General features: G+C 35.8%; 24 protein-coding genes and 1 pseudogene. 11 read left to right on the top strand and 14 right to left on the bottom strand.

What is annotated here, in order from left to right; genetic code table 11:
* Positions 1–67: 67 nt before the first annotated feature.
* Both mreBH and ASU02_RS10105 read left to right on the top strand, forming a co-directional pair.
* Positions 68–1075 carry a rod-share determining protein MreBH gene (gene mreBH / locus ASU02_RS10110; protein WP_057763296.1) on the top strand — a complete coding sequence of 336 codons (1008 nt, stop codon included), beginning with the start codon at positions 68–70 and terminating at the stop codon, positions 1073–1075.
* A 303-nt stretch (positions 1076–1378) separates the two neighbouring features.
* Positions 1379–1684: a hypothetical protein gene (locus ASU02_RS10105; RefSeq protein WP_057763295.1), complete on the top strand. Its 306-nt coding sequence runs from the start codon at positions 1379–1381 to the stop codon at positions 1682–1684.
* Positions 1685–1886: 202 nt separating this feature from the next.
* On the opposite strand, the gene ASU02_RS10100 is transcribed toward ASU02_RS10105, so the two are convergent.
* The gene (locus ASU02_RS10100) at positions 1887–2516 is read right to left on the bottom strand and encodes a hypothetical protein (protein WP_057763294.1); all 630 of its coding nucleotides are present in this window, start codon (positions 2514–2516) and stop codon (positions 1887–1889) included.
* Between the two features lie 678 nt (positions 2517–3194).
* Here ASU02_RS10100 and ASU02_RS10095 point away from each other — a divergent pair.
* From ASU02_RS10095 to ASU02_RS10080, 5 genes are all read left to right on the top strand, one after another.
* Complete coding sequence (locus tag ASU02_RS10095; RefSeq protein ID WP_057763293.1) at positions 3195–3572, top strand: hypothetical protein; 378 nt, start codon at positions 3195–3197, stop codon at positions 3570–3572.
* Positions 3573–3743: 171 nt separating this feature from the next.
* Positions 3744–3989: a hypothetical protein gene (locus ASU02_RS26955; protein WP_057763292.1), complete on the top strand. Its 246-nt coding sequence runs from the start codon at positions 3744–3746 to the stop codon at positions 3987–3989.
* A gap of 163 nt (positions 3990–4152) precedes the next feature.
* Positions 4153–4692, top strand: coding sequence for a GNAT family N-acetyltransferase (locus ASU02_RS10085; protein WP_057763291.1), 540 nt, complete (start codon positions 4153–4155; stop codon positions 4690–4692).
* A gap of 925 nt (positions 4693–5617) precedes the next feature.
* The gene (locus ASU02_RS27195; protein WP_269745972.1) at positions 5618–5746 is read left to right on the top strand and encodes a hypothetical protein; all 129 of its coding nucleotides are present in this window, start codon (positions 5618–5620) and stop codon (positions 5744–5746) included.
* A 156-nt stretch (positions 5747–5902) separates the two neighbouring features.
* Complete coding sequence (locus ASU02_RS10080; protein ID WP_057763290.1) at positions 5903–6862, top strand: hypothetical protein; 960 nt, start codon at positions 5903–5905, stop codon at positions 6860–6862.
* A 55-nt stretch (positions 6863–6917) separates the two neighbouring features.
* Here the strand turns inward: ASU02_RS10080 and ASU02_RS10075 are convergent.
* A pseudogene (locus tag ASU02_RS10075) lies at positions 6918–7465 on the bottom strand (tyrosine-type recombinase/integrase).
* A 206-nt stretch (positions 7466–7671) separates the two neighbouring features.
* Positions 7672–7851, bottom strand: a complete 180-nt coding sequence (locus tag ASU02_RS25780) for a DUF1064 domain-containing protein (protein WP_082631754.1) — start codon at positions 7849–7851, stop codon at positions 7672–7674.
* A 39-nt stretch (positions 7852–7890) separates the two neighbouring features.
* Between ASU02_RS25780 and ASU02_RS10070 the strand changes: the two genes are divergently transcribed.
* A complete protein-coding gene (locus ASU02_RS10070) occupies positions 7891–8076 on the top strand; it encodes a site-specific integrase (RefSeq protein WP_057763289.1) in 186 nt (61 codons plus the stop codon).
* A gap of 77 nt (positions 8077–8153) precedes the next feature.
* On the opposite strand, the gene mutL is transcribed toward ASU02_RS10070, so the two are convergent.
* The 5 genes from mutL to ASU02_RS10045 all read right to left on the bottom strand — a co-directional run bounded on the left by mutL (position 8154) and on the right by ASU02_RS10045 (position 14774).
* Positions 8154–10028, bottom strand: coding sequence for a DNA mismatch repair endonuclease MutL (gene mutL, locus ASU02_RS10065; protein WP_057763288.1), 1875 nt, complete (start codon positions 10026–10028; stop codon positions 8154–8156).
* A 26-nt stretch (positions 10029–10054) separates the two neighbouring features.
* Positions 10055–12655 (bottom strand): DNA mismatch repair protein MutS, encoded by a 2601-nt coding sequence (gene mutS, locus ASU02_RS10060; protein ID WP_057763287.1) that lies wholly within the window; start codon positions 12653–12655, stop codon positions 10055–10057.
* 126 nt (positions 12656–12781) lie between these two features.
* Complete coding sequence (locus ASU02_RS10055; RefSeq protein WP_057763286.1) at positions 12782–13399, bottom strand: PH domain-containing protein; 618 nt, start codon at positions 13397–13399, stop codon at positions 12782–12784.
* 99 nt (positions 13400–13498) lie between these two features.
* Positions 13499–14128 (bottom strand): LysE family translocator, encoded by a 630-nt coding sequence (locus ASU02_RS10050; protein ID WP_057763285.1) that lies wholly within the window; start codon positions 14126–14128, stop codon positions 13499–13501.
* A gap of 97 nt (positions 14129–14225) precedes the next feature.
* On the bottom strand, positions 14226–14774 hold the full coding sequence (locus tag ASU02_RS10045; RefSeq protein ID WP_057763284.1) for an outer spore coat protein CotE: 549 nt from the start codon (positions 14772–14774) through the stop codon (positions 14226–14228).
* Positions 14775–15136: 362 nt separating this feature from the next.
* Between ASU02_RS10045 and ASU02_RS10040 the strand changes: the two genes are divergently transcribed.
* The 3 genes from ASU02_RS10040 to ASU02_RS10030 all read left to right on the top strand — a co-directional run bounded on the left by ASU02_RS10040 (position 15137) and on the right by ASU02_RS10030 (position 16424).
* The gene (locus ASU02_RS10040; protein WP_057763283.1) at positions 15137–15535 is read left to right on the top strand and encodes a hypothetical protein; all 399 of its coding nucleotides are present in this window, start codon (positions 15137–15139) and stop codon (positions 15533–15535) included.
* Positions 15536–15567: 32 nt separating this feature from the next.
* Positions 15568–15867: a hypothetical protein gene (locus tag ASU02_RS10035; protein WP_057763282.1), complete on the top strand. Its 300-nt coding sequence runs from the start codon at positions 15568–15570 to the stop codon at positions 15865–15867.
* Positions 15868–16070: 203 nt separating this feature from the next.
* Positions 16071–16424: a hypothetical protein gene (locus ASU02_RS10030; RefSeq protein ID WP_057763281.1), complete on the top strand. Its 354-nt coding sequence runs from the start codon at positions 16071–16073 to the stop codon at positions 16422–16424.
* Positions 16425–16543: 119 nt separating this feature from the next.
* Here ASU02_RS10030 and ASU02_RS10025 read toward each other — a convergent pair whose 3' ends face one another.
* From ASU02_RS10025 to spoVS, 6 genes are all read right to left on the bottom strand, one after another.
* Entirely contained in the window at positions 16544–16975 is a 432-nt protein-coding gene (locus ASU02_RS10025) for a RicAFT regulatory complex protein RicA family protein (protein WP_057763280.1), read from the bottom strand.
* Between the two features lies 1 nt (position 16976).
* The gene (gene miaB / locus ASU02_RS10020; protein WP_057763279.1) at positions 16977–18521 is read right to left on the bottom strand and encodes a tRNA (N6-isopentenyl adenosine(37)-C2)-methylthiotransferase MiaB; all 1545 of its coding nucleotides are present in this window, start codon (positions 18519–18521) and stop codon (positions 16977–16979) included.
* A 353-nt stretch (positions 18522–18874) separates the two neighbouring features.
* The gene (locus ASU02_RS10015; RefSeq protein WP_057763278.1) at positions 18875–19741 is read right to left on the bottom strand and encodes a 2-oxoacid:ferredoxin oxidoreductase subunit beta; all 867 of its coding nucleotides are present in this window, start codon (positions 19739–19741) and stop codon (positions 18875–18877) included.
* Positions 19742–21478 carry a 2-oxoacid:acceptor oxidoreductase subunit alpha gene (locus ASU02_RS10010; RefSeq protein WP_057763277.1) on the bottom strand — a complete coding sequence of 579 codons (1737 nt, stop codon included), beginning with the start codon at positions 21476–21478 and terminating at the stop codon, positions 19742–19744. It lies immediately after the preceding gene.
* Positions 21479–21786: 308 nt separating this feature from the next.
* Positions 21787–22722, bottom strand: coding sequence for a dipeptidase (locus ASU02_RS10005; RefSeq protein ID WP_057763276.1), 936 nt, complete (start codon positions 22720–22722; stop codon positions 21787–21789).
* Positions 22723–22889: 167 nt separating this feature from the next.
* Positions 22890–23150 (bottom strand): stage V sporulation protein SpoVS, encoded by a 261-nt coding sequence (gene spoVS / locus ASU02_RS10000; RefSeq protein WP_009791522.1) that lies wholly within the window; start codon positions 23148–23150, stop codon positions 22890–22892.
* Between the last annotated feature and the right edge of the window lie 35 nt (positions 23151–23185).

Raw genomic sequence — 23185 nt, 5'->3', positions numbered from 1 at the left:
AAACCCCCAAATTCGTGTTAACGTATTAGAAGATTATATGGAATTTGAAGAAAATAGGTGGGAAATAATGATTACAACTTATGAACTAGGAATTGATCTAGGAACTGCAAATATTCTTGTATATTGTAAAAATAAAGGAATTACCTTTAATGAACCTTCCGTTGTAGCAATTGATACAGTGACACAAAAGGTTCTAGCCGTCGGCAAAGAAGCAAAAGAAATGATTGGAAAAACTCCAGGCAAGATCGTCGCTATCCGTCCATTAAAAGATGGTGTGATTGCAGATTATCAAACAACATCGGATATGCTTAGATATGTAATAGGAAAGGCAACTAAAAAAGCAGGTTTTTCAATTAGAAAACCAAATGTAATTATATGCACACCTTCTGGTTCTACGAGTGTGGAAAGAAGAGCCATTCAGGACGCAGCAAAAAATGCAGGTGCAAAGCAAGTCCATTTAATTGAAGAACCTGTTGCAGCCGCAATTGGCGCAGACTTGCCTGTAGATGAGCCCATTGCAAATGTTGTTGTAGATATTGGTGGTGGCTCTACAGAAGTCGCAATTATTTCATATGGAGGAGTCGTAGCCTGCCATTCTATTCGTATTGGTGGAGACAAGCTTGACGATGATATCATCCAATACGTTCGCAGAGACTTCAATGTCCTAATTGGTGAAAGAACTGCTGAGCAAGTGAAAATGGAAATTGGCTATGCACTTATAGACCATGAAGAATTGACAATGGATATTAGAGGCCGCGATCTTGTAACTGGTCTGCCCAAAACGATTACACTATCTTCTTACAAAATACGAGAGGCATTAAAAGAATCCTTGCTACATATTCTTGAAGCAATCCGAGCAACATTAGAAGATAGCCCCGCAGAGTTGAGCGGCGATATCGTTGATCGAGGCGTTATATTATCTGGTGGCGGTGCCCTTCTTAATGGCTTGAAGGAATGGATTGCGAATGAAATCTTTGTACCTGTCCATTTAGCACCAAGTCCCTTAGAATCGGTGGCAATTGGAACAGGCAAAGCTTTGAAGTATATTGGGAAGTTGCAAACTGCGACTAAGTAAAATAGAGAAAATGAAGTGCTCTCTGAAAATGGATGAGAGCACTTCATTGTTCTTTTACCTTAGTTAACATAATATTTTTATGATAAATAGCATATTGTGAATGCAAATTTACCAATTTCAGTTAATCCCGTGAAATTTAGCATTTATGAACGATTCACCTGTTCCTTTTTAATTTAAATAGCTCTAAAGGCTATTAATGGCTTCAAATAATCATGATGAGCTTGAACAATAAAACATGGTATTCGTTACTTTGGGGAATACTTTTACAAGGTTCAAATCATTATAAAACAAAGGGGATATACAGTGGATAAAAGATTAGCTGAAATACAAAAAAGGTTAACAAATGAACAAAAGGACTTAACAATTTTTGTAAGGCATGTATTTGATGAATATGATAAAAAAGGAGATGAGCACCGGCGACTGATGGCATCAAACGCACTAGCAGGAATAAAAACATCTGGTGTTGAAGAAAAAGTATTCTACGATACAATACAAGAAACTAAACAATGGATGCTCGATGTCTTGGAACGTACCGTACAAGACTTTGAACACACTGGTGATAAAAATTGGAATAAAAACTTTCCTGATGGTGTACATGATAAAGTTTAAATTACTTATTTCCCTTTCCAAATGAGATTGTCCCTTATTAAAAACGGAAATACACCTAATTACATTGAATATAAGAATTCTACTCATATTTTATTAATACTAAGTATTTGGAAAATCTAAGTAATTTATCTTTACTCATGATCCTTGCACACCTGGCTCTTCCCAATATAAAAGGCACCTAAATTTAGGTGCCAATCAGCAATTATTCACTTTCATTTAATGCATCAGGATATACGATGGTATTAATAACTTCTCCAGTTGCTTCATTTTTGATAATAATCGTTACTTTATAGTCGTCTGGACTAACTCCATTAAATAATTGATAGTACATTCCTGATAGAGCGAAACCTAATGAAACAAAGCCATCAAAACTATTTTCATATTTTTCTTTATCGACAATTAATGTAAATTCTGAAAATGATTTATTATGAGTAACATCTTTAATTGAAACATAGTCCTCACTATTTTTGGCATCTTCAATAGATTCCAACAATCCCGATTCTAATTCTTTCAACATTTCTTTATGCTTGGACTTTGACATGATGTAAGTTAAGGAACCGTCGGGATTTTGTTTAATATCGTCGATACCCTCATTCTTTGCTTCCTCAATTACCCCATTAATATCTTGATCTTCAAATAATGATGCCGGCAAGGTTATTTCAACATTTAATAGCCCCTTATCAACTTCTATCGATTGTTCATCTGAATTTTCTTTAACCGTTTTCTCAGAAACCCCATCTGATGATTTGTTGTTATCTATTTTCTCCTGTCCGCACCCTGAGGTCATAGCAATCAATATACTAATTAATAATAAGCACAATATTTTCTTCATTCGATTCTCCCCCTTATACACTCCTATTATTCTACCATAATTGTATAAGGATGGAAGATCATTGTTATATTTGAACTTTCTTTAATTTATTTCCTCATTGTTATCCATTGATTTTAGACTCCCCTTCGTTAATTTAGTAAAATTTGATGTGCATCTGGTACTCAGTTTGTTGAACTGAAGACTATATTTCAATTGTGAATAAATAACCCTCTGTATCTATTGCATCTAATTGTATTAGCTATTCCTCCCTTATTTAGAATTCTAGTATATGGATAAGGAATTGCCCTCGAAGTGTATGCATTCAAATAGCTTTGTTGGTAATTTTTAAAATCACCTATAGAACTCATAAAAATGAGTGCAGTAAGTCTTAATGCCCACCAGTTCCTGATCTACTAACTTCATACCACCAGCACCTGGATCTTTTTTTCTTTTTTTATAACCAACGCCACCAAGGTCTTTAGAATCTTTAGCGATGCAGCCACTACTTGTCAAGATGGGAGAATGGTTTAGCAGATAGCTATAGAGCGCCTAATGTTCATCTCTCTTTTTTATTTTATAACCTTTTTGTTACACCCCTACCTTATATATATTTGCCCACAACCAATTCCACTAATTACCAATGAAACCCTTTTCCTAAAATGTTATTATTTTCATAACTTGTTAAAAGGAGGCCATTATATGAAAAAACTTACCATCTTAATTGTTACTCTTTTTGCTTTATTTAGTTTTACGCTTTCACCTGATGCAGCTTCACCAAAAGTAATGTGGGACAATTTAGTGCTAAAACCTGGCCAAATTGGAAGAGTAACAATTTTACAAAAAAACCCATTATTCAAAGTGCAAGTTGACACTTCGGGCGTTAAACTTTTTGACCCTGTTCGGGAATTGAAGCCTGGTGAAGTTTATCGTATCTATGGTACTAAAACTATACAAGGATATGCTCCCCTTTTTGATGTTGGTGGCGGCTATTATGTTATACAAAATACCTATCCAAATTTAGGGCACCTTAAGTATGAAACTCCCTCTAAAGCAAAATTAAAATTATTAAACAAATGATAGTCACTAATTGTGACTTTTTTTTTATTTAACTGAAACTACCTTCTGTTTACTTATAAACTATTAAAAGTACCTGTTATTCTTATTAAACAATGACTAATTCTCCCAAAAAAATGCTATTATTATACAGGTATAAGTTACTATCCAAAGACTAGGAGAATTAGATCAAGTATGCTTTACATTATTATTGGAGTAATATTATTAATTCTTATGTTAGGTGCATTTAAGTCAGATAATGCTGGTTGCGGTTGTTTTCTATTTATTTTATTGGTCATTATTATCTGCATAATATTCTTCCCGATTGCTTTAAACTCTCTAATTAATAGGGTACTCTGGGATGAATTTTCACCAGTTATTTTTGAAATGATCGGCGATTTATGGAAAGATATCACCGATGGAATTTCTAATCTTTTTTAAACTTTCATATTACCTTTGTGATAGGAGAGCAATTCTCCTATCATTTAGTTCACTTCAAACTCGCACTGTATATAAATTGATTTTATGAAATATTTTTTCCTTTCAAAAAACGTTTTTTCTTTCTGATATAATGTAATGTATAAAATAGTGAAAGGAAGATTAGATGCTTAAAAGTGAAAATATTTACCTTAGACCTTTTATTCTCTCGGATGCTGACGAATTACTACTTTTGCGAAATAAAAATCGCTCATTTCTTGAGAAATATTCAATGACTCGTCCTACTACTTACTGGTCTTTAGAAGCACAGCAAGAATTAATAGTAAAATGGGAACAAAACAAACAAAAAGATATTGAATACTATTTTGGCATCTATAAAGTAAATGATCATAAACTCATTGGTACTATTAGCTTATTCCAAGTTTTGCGTGGACCTCAACAAAGGGCTTTCATTGGATATGACTTAGATCAAGAACATAACGGCAACGGTTTTACCACAGAAGCAGCTAAGTTAATCGTCAATTATGCATTTCAAACCCTTAACTTACATAGAATTGAAGCTGGAGTAATGCCACATAACATCGGATCAATAAGAGTTTTAGAAAAAGCTGGTTTTCATAAAGAAGGAATAGCAATAAAAAATGTTAAAATTAACGGCAATTGGGAAGATCATCAGGTGTTAGCTATTATAAATCCAAATGCATAACGCTGTTCATTCCTATTAAAAGTTATATTTATTCCACTCATATGTAAATTCTGTTGAGTGGTTTTTTCTTCATTGTTTATTGCACACAATCGTTCAAAATACTATTAAACATCTTGCTTATTATGTTTTTTAATGATTATTGACCTAATAATTTGGTAATTGTTGTATTATTTAATCACACCAATTTAGGAGGATTAATATGAAAAAATAGTATGATCTATTTAAGATACTCCTGTTATTTTTTTAGGCACAATAGTAGTTAGTTCAGTTATAATCGCTATTCAATTACCTGAAATCGCCAACAGTTTATGGGATATTGCATTTGCTGTTAGAGGAATTAGATAGATCATTAATAAAGAGAAGGAGCAATCCTGCTCTTTTTTAATTGGTAACATTTTTACTCAAGAGTTGATTAACTTTTTTCGCAAATCATAACTGAATGACTGTATTTTAGGATTGTTAAATTGATATAGCGTTTCGACTGACCAATAAGGTGGCATAATTCCGATTCCCTTTTCCGAAATCCATTGACTTCCATTAGCATCATATTTTCGGTCATATTATTCGTCATAATCTGAACCAACGCTATTTGCCTCTTTTGGTACAACATTGGACCATGATTCTTTAGCTACCTCATCGATATAAGCAGCAAACTCTTTAAAACCTTCTTTTGAAAATACATAAGATAAACGTTCTTCTTTCTCCTTTTTACCACTAACATTTTCAAAGATAATGGCTGATTTACGGTGTTTGATAACTAAACCATTTTCGAAAGATTTAGTTAGTTTTTATCTCACGCATATTCATTCCTCCTAAATATTGTGTCGATTTAAATATTGAATTGTCTGATTTTTACGAATTATCTTCAGTTAAAAATTGCCAATATTTGTTATAATTAGTTTGTAATCGGAAAGGAGGTAAGACAATGAAAAAGAAAATATTTTACATAGCTGTCGCGTTAGGAATAATAGTATCTTCTTCTAGTGCCTTTGCTTTAAGTGCATCAGCTTGTTGGGCAGAAAATGCTAATAAGCCTCATACATGTGGACCTTGATTAGATTGGCGCTAAGTTTCTTGGCGCTTTTTTTTATGTTAAAATCGGGATAATTCTGGTAAACTGAATAATTCTTTTGTTAATTGCTCTTACTTTATATAATCTAGACTTAATAAATGGTACTATTTTCTTATTACAATAAAGGAGAGAGTCAATTTGGAATTGAATTTAAATAAATTAAAAGAACTTCTCTATGAAAACCAAGCAATTAGAACGAAAATTCAGCAAGATTATGGTTTTGACAGAGACCCTAAGAATATTGATGAGTTCTCAAGATTATTAATCTCCTCATTAAATCAGCCCGTAAGAGATATAAACAGAGAAATATCTAACTCTGAACTTTTTGAAGCAGCTGTCAAATCATTAGGGAGTAATTCAAGAAACTGGGTAACTTTTATTTCAAAGGAAGAATCATTAAGAACACAGCTTTTCAATTATGACCCTTTAAAAACCTATGAAAATAGTAATAGCCTTGTAAATGATCTCAGACCTTTTTTTCCGGGTCAGAGTTGTTCTAATGACGTTAATGCAGTTTTAAAATGGGCCAAAAAGCTTTCAAATATTGAAAACTACTACTCTGAATACATAAAGCAAGTAATGAATGGTTTTAATAAACTTCATCAAAATAAATTCAATGTAGAAATTGATGAAAAAAATCTTTTCATTTGCATTGCTGGATTCTTCGCAAACCCACCATCAAAATGGGAGGGTGAAGAATTTCTTTCTTGTATAGACCTTCATAGAGACTTTGCAGTATTAAAATTCGATGGTATGGGATACCCACTAACAAGCGAGTTTCTAAGAAATTTAGGTTGGAACGGATTTAAACCAGATAGACATATCAAAAGACTTTTTGACAATTGGTTAGATGTAGAAAATATATTACCAGTCAGTGAAATTAAATTTTTACTAGATATCAATGGTCGAAAAAACAAAGATCTAATTGATTACATTAAATATTCCTTAATTGGCCATAAAATTTCTCCTAAGAATATAAGTCTTTCTGAAGTAGATAATTTTGTTTGGGCAGTTGGTGCATATGTTATTAAAAAGGGAAAAGAAAGCAATTATGATTCTGATGTATTATTTAGAATTCCAACGATAAGTAATACCTAAATTATCGGCCAAGCATGGATTGCTTGTACTTTCTTTAATAAACATAATACAAATTCTATAAACTAAACCCATCAACGGCTTCATCCATAATGTCCTGGTTAATCCCTATGTATCTCATGGTCACAGCCGGACTGGAATGATTAAATTTCTGTTGCAATACTGCTACGTCTTTATATTCCTGATAAAAATGGTACCCAACCAAATGTCTTTCTAAGGGTCTGAGTACCTATCTCACTCAATCCAACCTCTTGAGCTGCAGGATTGAGTATCTTCCATGTCTGAACCCTGTGTATGCGATCCTGTGACCTCTCTTTGACTGGAAAAGATATGCTGCTTTGTTCTTATCAATCGTAAACTTACTGAAATGTTGTTTGAGTTCGTTATTGATCTAAACCGTTTTAACTTTCCTGATTTCTGCTCAGTTATGGTGATATGGCTTTTATCCCTTACATCCCCCACTCTTAATACAAGAAGGTCATTAATGCGTGATCCAGTGTTAATGCCTAATACAAAATAGAAATAGTTGCGATAGTGTTGTTTCATAAGGACATCTTTCATATCCGCAATCATTGCAATGTCACGTATCGGCTGAACGGTTTTCAACGTTCTCACTCCTTATTAAATTTTGTGAACGCTCACTCTTTTTCTCAAATAAGACATTCTTTAACACCGACATCACATAGGGTTTTATTCGAACAGGCACCCCTTCACGTTCCCATGAATTAATAATCTGCGTGGAAACACCTATAACATTAGTAATCTTATATTTTGGAAGATTCACAGTCTTACAAAATTAATTAATTAACTCTTTAAAGTATTCGGAATTCGTTGGATAGTTTTTTACACTCCACAAATTGTCCATTTTTATATTTCAAGAGAGTAATTAAATCCATGAACTTTATTTCAAAAAGCTTTTGCTTGACTGCAAATTCCTTTGTGATTGAACCTTTTATATCAATTATTTGAGTACAGTCATCCAGTTTTATCACTTCATATTAAACTTGCAAATCTAAAAAGGATTCGTTTTCATGATTTACGACATACTCATGCAACTATCTATTATGTATGAAATTGGAGAAAATCCAAAAGTGGTTTCTGAAAGATTGGGGCATTCAAATGATTCAGTAACACTAGATAAATATAGTCAAGTTACACCTAATATTCAGGATGCATCTGCAGAAAATTTTTCAAAAGCATTAAAGAAAAATAACTAAAAAGCGATAAAAGTGGTCAATTCTATAAAATAACAAAGGAGAACCTTAATATATCAAAGGTTCTCCACTACTATAAATTACATCACCCGTTTAAACATCTTCTCCATCTCATAAATCGAATACTGAATGATGATAGGGCGTCCGTGCGGACATGTAAATGGGTCTGTTGTGTGTCTTAGTTCATCAAGCAAGGCTTGGATTTCATCATTTCTTAGATGGTGATTGGCTTTAATGGAAGCTTTACAGCTCATCATGATGGCTGCTTCTTCCCTTAATTTTTTAATATCCACTCTTTTCATTGAAAGAAGCTGTTCAATCATGTCTTCTATGATTTCTTTCTCTTCCCCTTTTGGAAGCCATTGGGGATGGGAGCGAATGATAAAGCTATTGTGTCCAAACGGCTCAAGGAAGACACCTACTTTTTCAAGTTCATGTTTATATTCGTCAATTTTTATATAGTCATCTGTCGAATATTCAAAAGTGAGTGGAATTAGCATTTCTTGAAGCTCACTTTCGACTTGTCCAACCTTTTCTTTAAAGTACTCGTATTTAATCCGTTCCTGGGCAGCATGCTGGTCGATAATATACAGGCCCTTCTCATTCTGAGCAAATATATATGTGCCGTGCATTTGCCCAATTGGATATAAAGGAGGGACTCTTGAAGGCTGATTTTGATTGATTTGGTTAAAATTCGAATCGTTTATAACCACCTCAGATACGTCTTCCACATCTGAAACATATGGACCAGCTGTAAAATCCCTTTCTTCATGCACCTCATTTGTATAATCAGTAAACATTTCTTTCCTCGGCTCATTTTCTATTCGAGTTTCACGAATATAGGAAGGTATAGAGTTTTCCACTGCCGTTACTTGTATAGGATTGAAGACTGGTACATGTTCCAGTTCTAAAAATGTTTGTTCCTCTCTCGGCTTTACTGCTTTAGGTTCTGTAAAACCTGTTGGAATCAATTCCTGTGACTTAAATACATTCTTAATTGCTCCTGTCACAAGTTCATTTAATTCCTGTTCTTTACTTAGGCGCACTTCCATTTTTGATGGATGGACATTCACATCTACAAGAAGCGGGTCCATCTCTATATTTAATAGAACAATTGGGTAGCGTCCTATAGGAAGTAAAGTATGATATCCCTCTTGAATCGCTTTAGCGAGCGGATAATTTTTTATAAAGCGCCCGTTGATCATTGTCGAAATGTAATTCCTTGAAGCTCTAGTAATTTCAGGAAGTGCAGCATACCCGCTAATGCGAAAATCTAGAGAAGCAGCTTCTAGCGGCACCATTTTTTTTACAATATTCATGCCGTAGATAGCTGCTAATACTTGGCGAACATCCCCGTTCCCATTCGTATGCAAAAGCTTTCGGTCGTTATGAATGAGGCGGAACGAAACTTCTGGATGAGCAAGAGCCAGCCGATTGACTACATCGGTAATATTTCCAAGTTCAGTGTGAATGGTCTTCATATATTTAAGCCGTGCTGGTGTATTGAAGAACAAATCGGACACCGTTAAATCAGTTCCCTTCCTTCCTGGAGCTTTTTCAACAGCTTCCACTTTTCCACCCTCAACTTGAACACGAGTACCAATCTCTCCTGTTGAAGTTTTCATGTCAATTCTTGAAACAGAAGCGATACTTGGCAATGCTTCACCACGGAATCCTAATGTTCGAATTCGAAAGAGATCCGTTTCATCTTTAATTTTACTTGTCGCATGGCGCTGGAATGCAGTCAATACATCGTCTTCCTCAATTCCATCTCCATTATCGATGATGCGAATTTTTGCTAATCCCGCTTCTTCTGTCTCTATTTCAATGATGGTGCTCCCAGCATCAATTGAATTTTCCACTAGTTCTTTTACGACAGAGGCTGGCCTTTCAACTACTTCCCCGGCAGCAATTTTATTCGAAAGAGCGTCATCTAACTGAATAATTTTGGACATTGCCTACACCTCCATGTTCAAACCTTTTACCCTTTTAATTTTTTGTGTAATTCATATAGAGTATTTAATGCTTCCATTGGCGTCATATCTAAAATATCAATGTCTCTTACTTTTTCAATAATTCGTTTTTCCTTTGTGCTCAATGCCGATGGTTTCTTCTCAGCGGGTTCATCAAAGAAGGAAAGCTGGGCAGCATCTTCAGCTACGTTATTCATTTTCTTTCCTGCAGGAGGCTGCTTTATCTGCTCATCCTTCTGCTCAAGCTTTGTCAAAATTTCATTCGCTCTCGTAATCAGCTCTGCTGGCAGTTCAGCTAGCTGTGCCACGTGAATTCCATAGCTCTTGTCCGCTGCGCCCTCTTTTATTTTATGAAGAAATACAACTTTGCCATTTTGCTCGATTGCGCTAACGTGAACATTCTTAACCATTTGGAGTTCTTCCTCCAAAACTGTCAATTCATGATAATGAGTGGAAAATAAAGTTTTCGCCCCTAAGCGGTTATGAATATATTCGATAATTGCCTGTGCTAACGCCATGCCATCATATGTTGATGTACCACGGCCAATTTCATCGAAGAGAATTAGACTATCTTGTGTAGCATTTACAATGGCATTCCTTGCTTCCAGCATTTCAACCATAAACGTACTTTGTCCTGAGATAAGATCATCTGCAGCACCAATTCTTGTAAAGACTTGATCAAAGATTGGCATAATGGCTTCTGATGCAGGTACATAACAGCCAATTTGCGCTAATATAGCTGTTAACGCAATTTGTCTCATGTACGTACTTTTACCTGACATATTAGGTCCCGTTATAAGGAGCATTTCTCTCTCTGCATCCATATAACAATCATTCGGCACATACTCTTGTGCGTTCATGACCTTCTCTACAACGGGGTGTCTTCCATCTTTAATCACAATTCTTCTTTCCTTTGTAAATGAAGGCTTCACATAATGTCTCTCTTCACTTACTGTTGCAAAGCATTGCAATACATCGAGCTCACTAATTGATTTTGCCAGAGCTTGCAATCTTGGGATAAATTCCTTCACATGCTCACGTACTGCGGTAAACAATTCGTATTCCAGCTCAACACTCTTTTCTTCCGCTTGCAAAATAAGTGCTTCTTTTTCTTTCAAATCAGGAGTAATAAATCTCTCTGCATTTGTTAATGTCTGCTTTCGCTCATATTGCCCTTCCTTTAAAAGGTGTAAGTTCGCTCTTGTGACTTCAATATAGTAACCAAATACACGATTATAGCCGACCTTCAAAGACTTAATGCCCGTCTTCTCCCGCTCCTGTTTTTCTAGCTGTGCGATCCATGTTTTCCCATTTCTAGTTGCATCACGATATTGGTCTAATTGCTCATGATATCCATCCCTAATCATGTTTCCATCTTTAATGGAAAGGGGGGGATTCTCTACAATCGCACGCTCAAGTAGATCGACAACCTCTTCACAAGCATCAAGCTTCTCAGCAAGTACTTCAGCCTCATTATTTGAAAGTCTTCTAAGAACTTCTTTCAAATTAGGGATCTGGAGCAAGGAACGTCTTAATTGAACTAAATCTCGCGCATTCACATTCCCGAAGGCCACTCTGCCGGCAAGACGTTCAAGATCATATACTTCCTTTAACTTTTCTCTTAATTCTTCACGTTCAAAATAGGATGCAATAAAGGTTTCAACTAGTGTTTGCCGGCGAATGATTTCCTTCTCATTCACAAGTGGACGGTCAACCCATTGCTTTAAAAGCCTGCCTCCCATAGCTGTTTTTGTTTCATCCAGCAGCCACAGCAATGAGCCTTTTTTTCCTTTGGAACGAATCGTTTCAGTTAGCTCCAAATTCCTCTTAGAAAAATAATCAATTTTCATGTATTGATTTGTTTGATAGGTAGATACTTTCTGTAAATGATCTAAACTTCTTTTTTGCGTACGATATAAGTAGTTAAATAGTCTGGATGCTGTTTGACGCAGCTTGTCCTGACTAATCTCATCAAGTAAAGCCTGATAGGAATCTTTACTCTTACAATCTTCCTCAAACGAGATTGTTAGAATAGAACGTTCTTTCAATCTCCGCTGCCAATCTCCGTTGAAATCGCGTGCTATAATGAGTTCTTTCGCACCTGAAATGGATAGTTCATTCAATAATTCATCAAAGCCTGAGCTAACCATAGTAACCTTTGTTTCTCCAGTTGTGAGATCGTTGTAAGCAAATCCAAAGGTTTCATCATCAAAAGAAGTGATTGTTGCGATGAAATTGTTTTCCTTCTCAAGAAGACCTTTCCCTTCCATCCTTGTTCCGGGCGTTATTAATTGAACGACTTCCCTTTTAACGACACCCTTTGCCTGTTTTGGATCTTCCGTTTGTTCACAAATGGCTACCTTATATCCACGTTCAACTAACTGTTCAATATATTGTGGTGCAGAATGGTACGGGACTCCACACATTGGAATCCTATCCTCTGAACCCCCTTCTCTGCTTGTTAGTGTAATTTCAAGCTCCTGTGATGCTTTAACTGCATCGTCGAAAAACATTTCGTAAAAATCTCCGAGACGAAAAAATAAAAAGGCATCCTCGTAATCTGCCTTTACTCTCAAGTATTGCTGTATCATAGGCGTATAAGCTGCCATATTATCCTCCAAATGTTCAAAAGTAACTTTTTATCTTCCTATTATATCATAAAGTTTTAATTAGTTTTGTTTCTCAAGACAAAGAAAAGCAGGATCTTAAAAATTAAGATCACTGCTTTTTATGAATCAATTATTAATATATTTTTCAAATACAAACCCGAAATCTTTTACATTGTATTTCTTTCTGCTATTCATAAGCCAATTAAATGCGGTTTCGTTTAATACTCTGAAGTTATCCACGAAATTATTATCCTGCGGAACAGCTGAACGGCTGAATGTGTTTGAAGTTAATTCCAAGCTCTTCTCTGCGTATGACATGGATACTTCATTTTCATGACAAATTTCCGAAATACGAATGAGTGCTTTATATAAGTCTTTCAATTCTTCAATATATTTCTTATGAACATCTATAGAAAAGTGGACAGACCCAATCACAAATTTTATTTCTACATCCAAATCAACCGTGCCCGCTGTCTCAAGCATCACATCTGAAATTGTATGCTCCTTGTATGAATAACGCTTTAAACTTCTTTTTTTGCTCAGTGCACTTGTTCCATCTAAATGAATTAACGCTTTATTTGTAAAACAATATTCATCCGATTTTGATTTAATTAAAAAGTAAATCTTCTCATTGTCCTCATGGAGAACGTAATCATCAGCATCTACTTTATCATAATCGATAGGCTTAATCACACTTCCAACATCACTTAATCCTAATACATCTGATGCAACTCTTTTGAACATAAACTTCCCCCCTAGACTTCTTTCAATTAAATATTTTAGCACGTGAAGGAAGAAAATGGGATACATAGTTTGTAAATAAGGACAAATTAACCAAGCAAACTAGTTCTTTTCCAAAGCTAATTTTAAACCAAATAGAATTAATACGCCTCCTGTCAGCCCTTCTACTGCTTTCATCGTTGAAGGCTTCTTCATAAAGTCACTTATAAAGTGTATTAAGTAAATATAGAAGAAAAACCAAATCATTGTTAATAAAGTGTAAGTTAAACCTAGTATTAGAAATTCAAAAAATGCATGATCACTTTTCCCTGCAAATTGAGGCAAAAAAGTAAGGAAAAAAACCGCTACTTTTGGATTTAGTAGATTCGTTAGAAACCCTTGCCTAAAGTACGTTTCTTTCCCATATTTATTAACCTGCACAGAATCATCAGCAGCTTGAGGCTGTTTTTTTATAATAAATAGAATCGATTTACAGCCAAGATAAATAAGGTATACAGCCCCTGCATATTTAAGAATAGAAAAGAGGAAAGCTGATTTAACAATAAGGGCAGATAAACCAAACACAGCTGCCATTGTATGAATAAGCAGAGCAACAAGCGTACCAGCTGTTGTTTGTAATCCTGCAGCTTTTCGCTTGGAGATTGTATTCTTTGTGATAACGGCCGTGTCAGGTCCAGGTAAAATTATCAGCATAAAAGCCATGAATATAAACAGTAAATAATTCTCCAATATTAGAGCCTCCCTTTATTAAATTTCCATAATTATAATCTAAATTTACAGAAAATTAAACACAAAAAAGAAAAAACTAGGAAGCAAAACCTCCTAGTTATTACTCTTCTTCATCTCCGACTAAAAAGTCAGGGTTTAAATCTTCGAATGCATCATCTTCAACCTCATCAAAGCCCCATTCCTCGTCATCACAATCACATTTATCATGATGAACAGCTACACATACTTTCGTTTCACCAATCACTTCAACGAGAAATTCTCTTTCCACGTGAACGATAATTTTATTTCCATTTGGTGAAATCACACATTCACAGCAGTTAGGCTGCTGCAATACACGTGCCACTACTTCATGGTCGTCAAGGCAATCAGGATCACGGTATTTTAATTTAATGACATCTTTATAATTAACACGTTCTGTAACAACCTCTGTTTTTGTATTATTATCAAAGGAATACCAAACGTTAATGTCATAGTAGCCGCTAACCTCGACTGTTTTACCGACCTTTTTCGCCTCGTACGTATGGTTTATAATCCAGCAGCCAAGGATGCTTGACGGATGGTGTTTAGGGCATATCGTATGATTGGACTGGGTGAATTTTCGTCCTTTTGCAACGACCGCCTTTGTTATTATCTCTCTGTATTCTCCCATTGCGAGCGAACCTCCTCATTCATTTTCAATTCATCCTATGCGGGATATTAGACTAGTGTGCGATATTTCTTGATGAATGTTAGGTAAATGTATTGGCATATTTCATAGTATGCTTTTTCAGGGCGAATGTGCCATATTACTAAATTAGAGAACACATATATAAAGGTGAATTCTTAAATTAAAATTCTATAAAATAGTCTGTTTCTTAAAATTTCGTCTTCAAGGCTCCCTAACATAATTTATACCTATGTCAGTATCTCCCTCCTAAATTTCAAAAAATTATATGTTTGTCCTAATTAAAACGCGGATACAGCTTGGCTTTTTCACCAATATAATACATTAACGACAAGGAGGTGATCAGGATGACCAACTTAGATAATTCCAACTTCAAGATAAATTTTAATGGCAAAGAAATAAATGGAGAAAATACCAGAGAATTTGCGGATAAAATTTCGAAAAATTTAGGGGAGACATTAAACGGACTTGTTTCTAATAAACTTAGTAACTTATCAGCAAATCCAATGAGCGGAAACCTACTCAATTCGGTTAACCCGTTAAAAAACTTAAATGGGATTTTCAGCCAAAATCCTTTAGGTTCAAATGGAGTTCAGAATATGCTCCCTGCTCTAAGCAAATTGCTGCCAGTATTTGAAACATCTGATGATAATAAGAAAATAAAACTTTCACTAAATGGGGTAACGTTACTTGACTTAGATCTTACTGATCTTACAGATAGTAATAATTCTACTGAAGAAAAATAAGGAAAAATAATACTTAAGAGGAGGTGAGAAATATGTTGTCAAATAGATGCTATGAAGAGAATCAAACTAGGCCTGTTCAGAATCGTCCTGAAGGAGTGAACGGCGTCAGCAACAACGGTGATGCATTCAAGGCCTTTACTTTCGCAGCGCAAGGAAATAGCCCACAGGTAAACATCCCTGTACAAATACCAGTGTCACTTGGTGGTTTTGCTGTTAATGCATCACTTATCAATATTCCAATTCTATCTGCTCAATTCAACGTAGCAAATGGCGGTGATTCACAAGCAATTTCAGTGAACAACGCAAATCAAGTAGAAAGCAACCACGCATAGAAAAGCCAATGCGCTTTGTTCGTCCCGCCAAGCATAAGACAAATCTGTCTATTTGGTGTTCTATGCCTTTCTTGAAAGCTTATTACCAAGAGGGGCAAAGAGATTAGCAAGACTAATAGAAATGCAGAGACTGTTTGTTTAGTCTCTGACCAAAATAAGTGTAGTAGAACCACAGATTGTCCAAGAGAAGGGAGGTATGGAAAATGATTGATAGAAATAAAAAAAATAAATTACAATTAGATCCTGAAGTACTCAAGCAGCTTGGTGTTCCTGAGGAACTGCTTGAAATGGCTGCAGAAGCCGGCATTCCCTCTATTAATAACCATGCTGCAGGCGGGATGGGTGGGCGTGCCATCAACTTAACCTACGTTGATAATTATTCAACCTTGCTTCTCGTATACACCTTCCTTCTCAACTATTTGGGCAATGATTCAAATCAAAATGGTTCAAGAATTTTAAATGAGTCTCTGCTTTCCACACTGAATGCTGCGTTACAAGAACAGCAAGAGTATAGAAAAGAATTTTTAAGAGCAGTAGATCTGCTAAGAAATAATTAGCCTCCACAACCCAAAACAGGCCGATTATCCCTCCTTTTTAATATAAAGAAAACCCCCTGTAATAAAGACAGGGGGTTTTTCAGTTCATATAGCGATGAACAAGGTACATCTGTTATTTCTTAATGATGATGAGAACAATCACTATTTTTTATTTGAGAGCCTGTTTCCCCGCTCAGCAAATCTCCACCTGTTGCAAGGATCACCTCATCTGTAACGGTGTTCGAAATAGCGTTAGCAACCATTTGCAGTAATTCATTCACTTCAATTTGAGATTGTTTAAATTCCTGAACAACAGGAATTGCATCTAATTCATTTTGAAGAGCTTCAAGCTTGTCTTCAGTTTTTTTCAAGGCTTCTTTTTTACCGAAGTGCTGTAAGTTAACCGCTTGCTTTTGCAAGCCTTTTATATTTGAAATAGTTGCACGTATTTTTTCATTTTCGTTAATTTGTGCTTCTGCACGCTTAAAAAAGTCTACTTCTTCCGTTTCAGCAATCATTCGTGCAAGCTCTTTCGCTCGAGCAATAATATCATCTTTTGTATACTTTGCCATTTTACTCCACCTCTACCACATCTAATTCTTCAATCATTTCTCCGTTTAATGACCATGTTTTTGCATTAGTTATTTTTACTTTTACAATTTTTCCAATGGCTGATTTTGGCCCAATAAAGTTGACAAGTTTATTTTTTCTTGTATAACCTGCTAATACATCAGGATTGTTTTTACTTTCGCCTTCCACTAGAACTTCGACGATCTGGTCTTGATACTTTTTCATAGCTTCAGCTGAAAGTTCATTTACAAGCGCATTTAGACGCTGCAGACGCTCCTTTTTCACTTCCATTGGAACATTATCCTGCATTTTCGCAGCAGGTGTACCTTCCCTTGGAGAATAAATAAACGTATAAGCAGCCTCATAACCAACTTCACGATATAGTGAAAGTGTCTCCTCAAACTGCTCATCTGTTTCATTTGGATAACCCACAATAATATCTGTAGTAAATGTTGCGCCTGGAACAGCAACTTTGATTTTACGAATAAGCTCTAAATAATGTTCTCTTGTGTATTTACGCGCCATAATTTTAAGAACTTCATTTGATCCAGATTGAACTGGCAGATGAATATGTTCAACAAGATTTCCGCCTTTTGCCAGTACTTCAATTAAGTAATCGTCAAAATCACGGGGATGACTTGTGGTAAAACGAATACGCGGAATATCGATTTTACGAATTTCATCCATTAGATCTCCTAGACCATATTTCATATCTTCAAAGTCTTTCCCGTATGCATTTACATTTTGGCCAAGGAGGGTTATTTCTTTATAGCCTTGTGCAGCTAATTGTCTAACCTCTTGAATGATATCATCAGGACGGCGGCTGCGCTCTTTTCCACGTGTAAAAGGGACAATACAATACGTACAGAATTTATCACAGCCATACATGATATTTACCCATGCTTTAATATTCCCTTGACGAACCTTAGGAAGGTTTTCAATTACGTCCCCTTCTTTAGACCATACTTCCACAACCATTTCCTTAGACATATATGCCTCATGCAATATGTTTGGCAGGCGATGAATATTATGGGTTCCAAAGATAATATCCACTTGATTATACGTTTTCAAAATTTTGTTGACTACAGACTCTTCCTGGGACATGCATCCACATACACCTAGAAGCAGGTCTGGTTTTTCTTTTTTCAAATGCTTTAAATGGCCAAGTTCACCAAATACTTTATTCTCTGCATTCTCACGAATCGCACATGTATTTAATAATATGACATTGGCATCCTCAACAGTGTCTGTTGGTTCATAGCCTAATCCAAGAAAGATTCCTGCCATTACCTCTGTGTCATGCTCGTTCATTTGGCAGCCATACGTGCGAATATAAAATTTTCGTCCATTTCCCATTCCATGAAATTCTTGTGGAATATCAAAATCTTTATGGTAGGCTACTTCTTCTTTTCCGCGCTTCTTCGCTTCCTTTAAAGAAGGTGGTGTATATACCGCTTCAAAATATTTGCTGTAATCCTTTTCGGATTTTTTGTCCGATGGATTAGCTGTTTGCACTTGTTGACCTTCTAGTCGTTGTTTTTCATTCATTAATTTTGTCCCCTTTCCCTGTTTTGTACCTGCGAGAAAATCTATTGGAAATTCTTAAGCCTCTATAATAAAAAATATTATCGTAATTAAGATTAACTACACACATTATTATAGTATAAAGCCTTTATGAATTGAAAACAATAGAAATCCATCCATGGGACAAGTGCCTATTCTCTGTTCTTTACTCAATATAACAAATGGTATGTACCTATTCACAAATAATAATATTATACGAATTTGTCTAAATTGAACGTGACGATTATCACATCTTATAAAAGTTATTATAGAACAAATTAAAAAAACTCACATAAAAAAATAGTCCAGGAATCTACCCTGGACTACTTTAACTTTTCCTACATAAATTCATTAACAAGTTTATCAAAATGTGCTTGATCTAGAGTTAAATCTGCATGAACTAATGGAGACTCTGAATATCCAGTTAATAGTTCTTGATAAGATTTACGCTCTGTGTCTTGGTAAATCAGACCAGTTACTAAGCCATTATGCTTCATTAATGTTTGCATTGCCAGCTCTTTATTAGAAGAATCATAGCCTTCCACATCGCTCAATTTTGTTAAATTCTCTTTAAACCAGTCATATGTATTGACTTTATTATAAGTAACACATGGACTAAATACATTAATTAAAGAGAAGCCTTCATGTTTAATCCCTGCTTCAATTAATGCTGTCAAGTCCTTAAGGTCTGTTGAGAAGCTTTGTGCAACAAATGTAGCACCAGCAGTTAATGCCATTTCCATTGGAGAAATTGCTTGTTCAATCGAACCTTCAGGTGTTGACTTCGTTTTAAACCCTGTAGCCGATCTTGGTGATGTTTGACCTTTTGTTAGACCGTATATTTGGTTATCCATAACAATATAAGTGATATTTACATTTCGTCGAATCGCATGAATTGTATGGCTCATTCCAATTGCATATCCATCACCATCACCGCCAGAAGCGATAACTGTTAGGTCTCGATTAGCCATTTTTACCCCAGTTGCGATTGGAAGTGAACGACCATGGATACCGTGTAATCCATATGAATTAATATATCCTGAGATACGGCCAGAACAGCCAATTCCAGAGACAACAGCCAAGTTTTCAGGTTCTAGTCCTACATTTGCTGCAGCACGCTGGATAGCTGCCTGAACGGAGAAGTCTCCACAGCCAGGACACCAGTTTGGTTTTACACTATTACGAAAATCTTTAAATGTTGACATTTAGACCAACTCCTTGCATCTTGAATGAATTTCATGCGGCAAGAATGGATTTCCGTCGTACTTTAACATTTTAGTGATTTTTTCAATATTTCCGACGTTCATCTTCATCATATTTGCCAACTGCCCAGTCGCGTTATTTTCAACGACAACAATCTTTTTCGCAGAATTTACGAGCGGCAATAATTCATCAGACGGGAATGGGTAAATTAAACGAATATGTGCATGGTTTACTTTCAAACCATCTTTCTCCAAACGGCCCATTGCTTCTTCAATTGCTCCGCGAGTTGAGTTGAAGCCAACAATTAATAGATCTGCTTCCTCATGTGGAGCGTTTTTGTAAACAGGGGTATCAAATTTAATATTTTCTATTTTGCGGAAGCGCTTGTCCATTTGAGCATTTCGATTAAGTGCTGATTCAGACGGCTTGCCTTGTTCATCATGTTCAACACCTGTTACATGGTGAATCCCATTTTTCATTCCAGGCACCGTACGCGGAGAAACACCATCCTCGGTTACTTCATAGCGCTTAAAATACCCTTTATTTTCGATTTCAGGGAGTTCTTCCGTTACTAGCTTTCCACGGCGAATTTCAACTTTATTGTAATCAAGAGGTTCAACAGTTTGTTTACCTAATGATAACTGAAGATCAGATAAGACAATAACAGGACATTGATATTCTTCAGCAAGATTGAATGCTTCTGCTGTATCATAGAATGCTTCTTGAACCGTACTTGGAGCCATGACAATCTTTGGAATTTCCCCATGTGTCCCGTAGATCATAGCCATTAAGTCAGACTGCTCCTGCTTTGTAGGCAGACCTGTTGATGGACCCCCACGCTGTGTATCAACAATAACTAGCGGCGTTTCCGTAATACCAGATAAGCCGATCGCTTCCATTTTTAATGATAGACCAGGACCTGATGAAGCAGTTAGCGCACGCACACCACCGTAGTTTGCACCAATTGTCATTGTTACAGCAGCAATTTCATCTTCCGTTTGAATAACCGCTCCACCAACTGGTGGAAGTTTTTTGATTAAGTATTCCATAATATCTGATGCTGGAGTAATTGGGTATGCAGCCATGAAGCGGCAGCCACCTGCTAATGCACCAAGTGCAATCGCATCGTTGCCAATCATAAACATACGCTTCTTGCCGTCTGCTTTCTCAAGCTCCATTAATTCCGCGTTGCTTCCCAAATGTTCTTGCATATTATCAAAGCCTGATTTAATGGCTTCCATATTTTTTTCAACAACTTGCTGACCCTTACGTCCAAAAATTTCTTGCACAACTTCTTTAAAAACGTTAATATCTAAATTTAAGACTGCGCATGTTGCCCCTACAGCAACCATGTTTTTCATAAGGGATGTACCTAATTCCGTTGCTAATTCCGTAAATGGAACTGCAAACATCGATGCTTTAGTATCTTCTGGTTTTATTGGATTGAACTTAGCATCCGCAATAATAACTCCTTTTTCATGGAGTTCTTTGTAGTTCAAATCGATTGTTTCTTGGTCGAATGCTACCAAAATATCAAGATCGTCTGAAATGGAACGAACTTGTGTTGTGCTTACACGAATCTTATTGTTCGTATGACCGCCTTTAATACGAGATGAGAAATGGCGGTAACCATACAAGTAGTAGCCTAATCGGTTTAAGGCAATGGCAAAAATTTCACCAGTACTCTCAATACCTTCCCCTTGTTGCCCGCCAACTTTCCACGAAAGTTGATTGATCATGACTTACACCCCTTTAGATACGTTAGAAAAATATGTAAAAACAATATAATAATTGAAGTGTAGCACTCTTTCAGAAACCTTATTTGCGATATAAAGAACAACCATTTAAATAAGGATTTTGAATGGGTACTAAACGCTTTCAATTCTAGACCTAAGTCTAAAAAAAAGCAACCCTTTCATTCTAATTATTGTCGAAAATATGAATATTTTACAACTAATTAAATAATTATAGATTTACGGCTTTTTTGTTGCCTAAATCTCGAAAAAAGTTCTCACTTTATCTAAATGATAGATCTATTCGCCTTTTCTTAGTCCTTATATTTTGGATATCTGCTAAAGAAGTTTTTATGCATAAAATTCTCAACCTGTTTACTAGAATAATATTTTACCAATTCATTTATTAAATAGTCAAAGTCCTTCACATTCCTTATACCTTTAGGCAGCTTTCCATCGTTCCCATCAAAATCTGATCCAAAGCCAACATGCTCTTCTCCTCCCAGAGAACAAACATATTCAAGATGTCTTACTATATCAGACACTGTAGCCGATTTTCTGCTTGATAAAAATTCAGGAACAAAAGTAATTCCAATCACACTATTACGATCAATAAGTGCTTCTATTTGATCATTAGTTAAGTTTCGGGGGTTCGGACAAAGCGAATAACAATTAGAATGAGAAGCAAATGGAAAATCACTATACTCAATCACATCCCAAAATCCGCGTTCAGACAGGTGGGAAACATCACACCATGTTTGGGTCGTATTCAAAACACTGACTACTTTTTTGCCAAAGGCAGATAACCCTGCGCCTCTTTCCTCGAGGATCCCGTCAGCAACATAATTGCTATGATTCCATGTTAGGCCAATTGAAGTAACACCTAACCTTAGAAGCGTTTTTAATTTGATTAAGTCATTGCCTATTGCATCGCACCCTTCTAATGTTAAAATGGCACCGATTTCATCCTCAGCTAGATTATCGAGATCTAACCGATTCTTGATCAAACGTAAGTGTGGGGAAGTTTTGATTATTTTCTCATAAAAGAGCTCAATCATGTATAGCGCCGCATTAAATCGCATTTCATGATGGATAGAGTCAGGAATAAAAATGGCAAAACATTGTACTTTGATCCCCCCTGATTTCATCCCATTTAAATTGACTTCAAGTTTCTCAGAATCATTAAAATCAATACTTGAGTCCAAAAACATTTTGTAAAGCACATCACAATGGGCATCAAAAACTCTCATTTTTATACTCATCCTTCCATCTATGTTTGGACCTGTTTATTAAAAAAAGAACCCGCTTGCTTTTTTATGGCAAACAGGTCATCTTTAATTGATTGCACTTTATTCCTCTAGTATGAAAGAAACAAAAAAATTCAATTCCGTGCAACATCCCCAGCTGCATACGTAATTTACCTAGGTTCAACAATTAGTTTTATTGCGGTTCGTTCTTCCCCATCAATTTTAATATCTGTGAATGCTGGGATACAAATCAAATCCACTCCGCTAGGCGCTACAAATCCTCTTGCGATTGCTACTGCCTTTACCGCCTGGTTTAATGCACCCGCACCAATCGCTTGGATTTCGGCACCGCCTCTTTCACGCAGAACACCTGCAAGCGCACCTGCTACAGAATTAGGATTAGATTTTGCTGAAACTTTTAATATTTCCATTCCTAGCTCCTCCTTGTTTTCCCCTCCCGCGTGCC

This window comes from Cytobacillus praedii, assembly GCF_001439605.1.
Classification (GTDB): Bacteria; Bacillota; Bacilli; order Bacillales; family Cytobacillaceae; genus Cytobacillus; species Cytobacillus praedii.
Note: the sequence above shows the minus strand (reverse complement) of the source record. Positions and strands in the feature narration are given on the sequence as shown.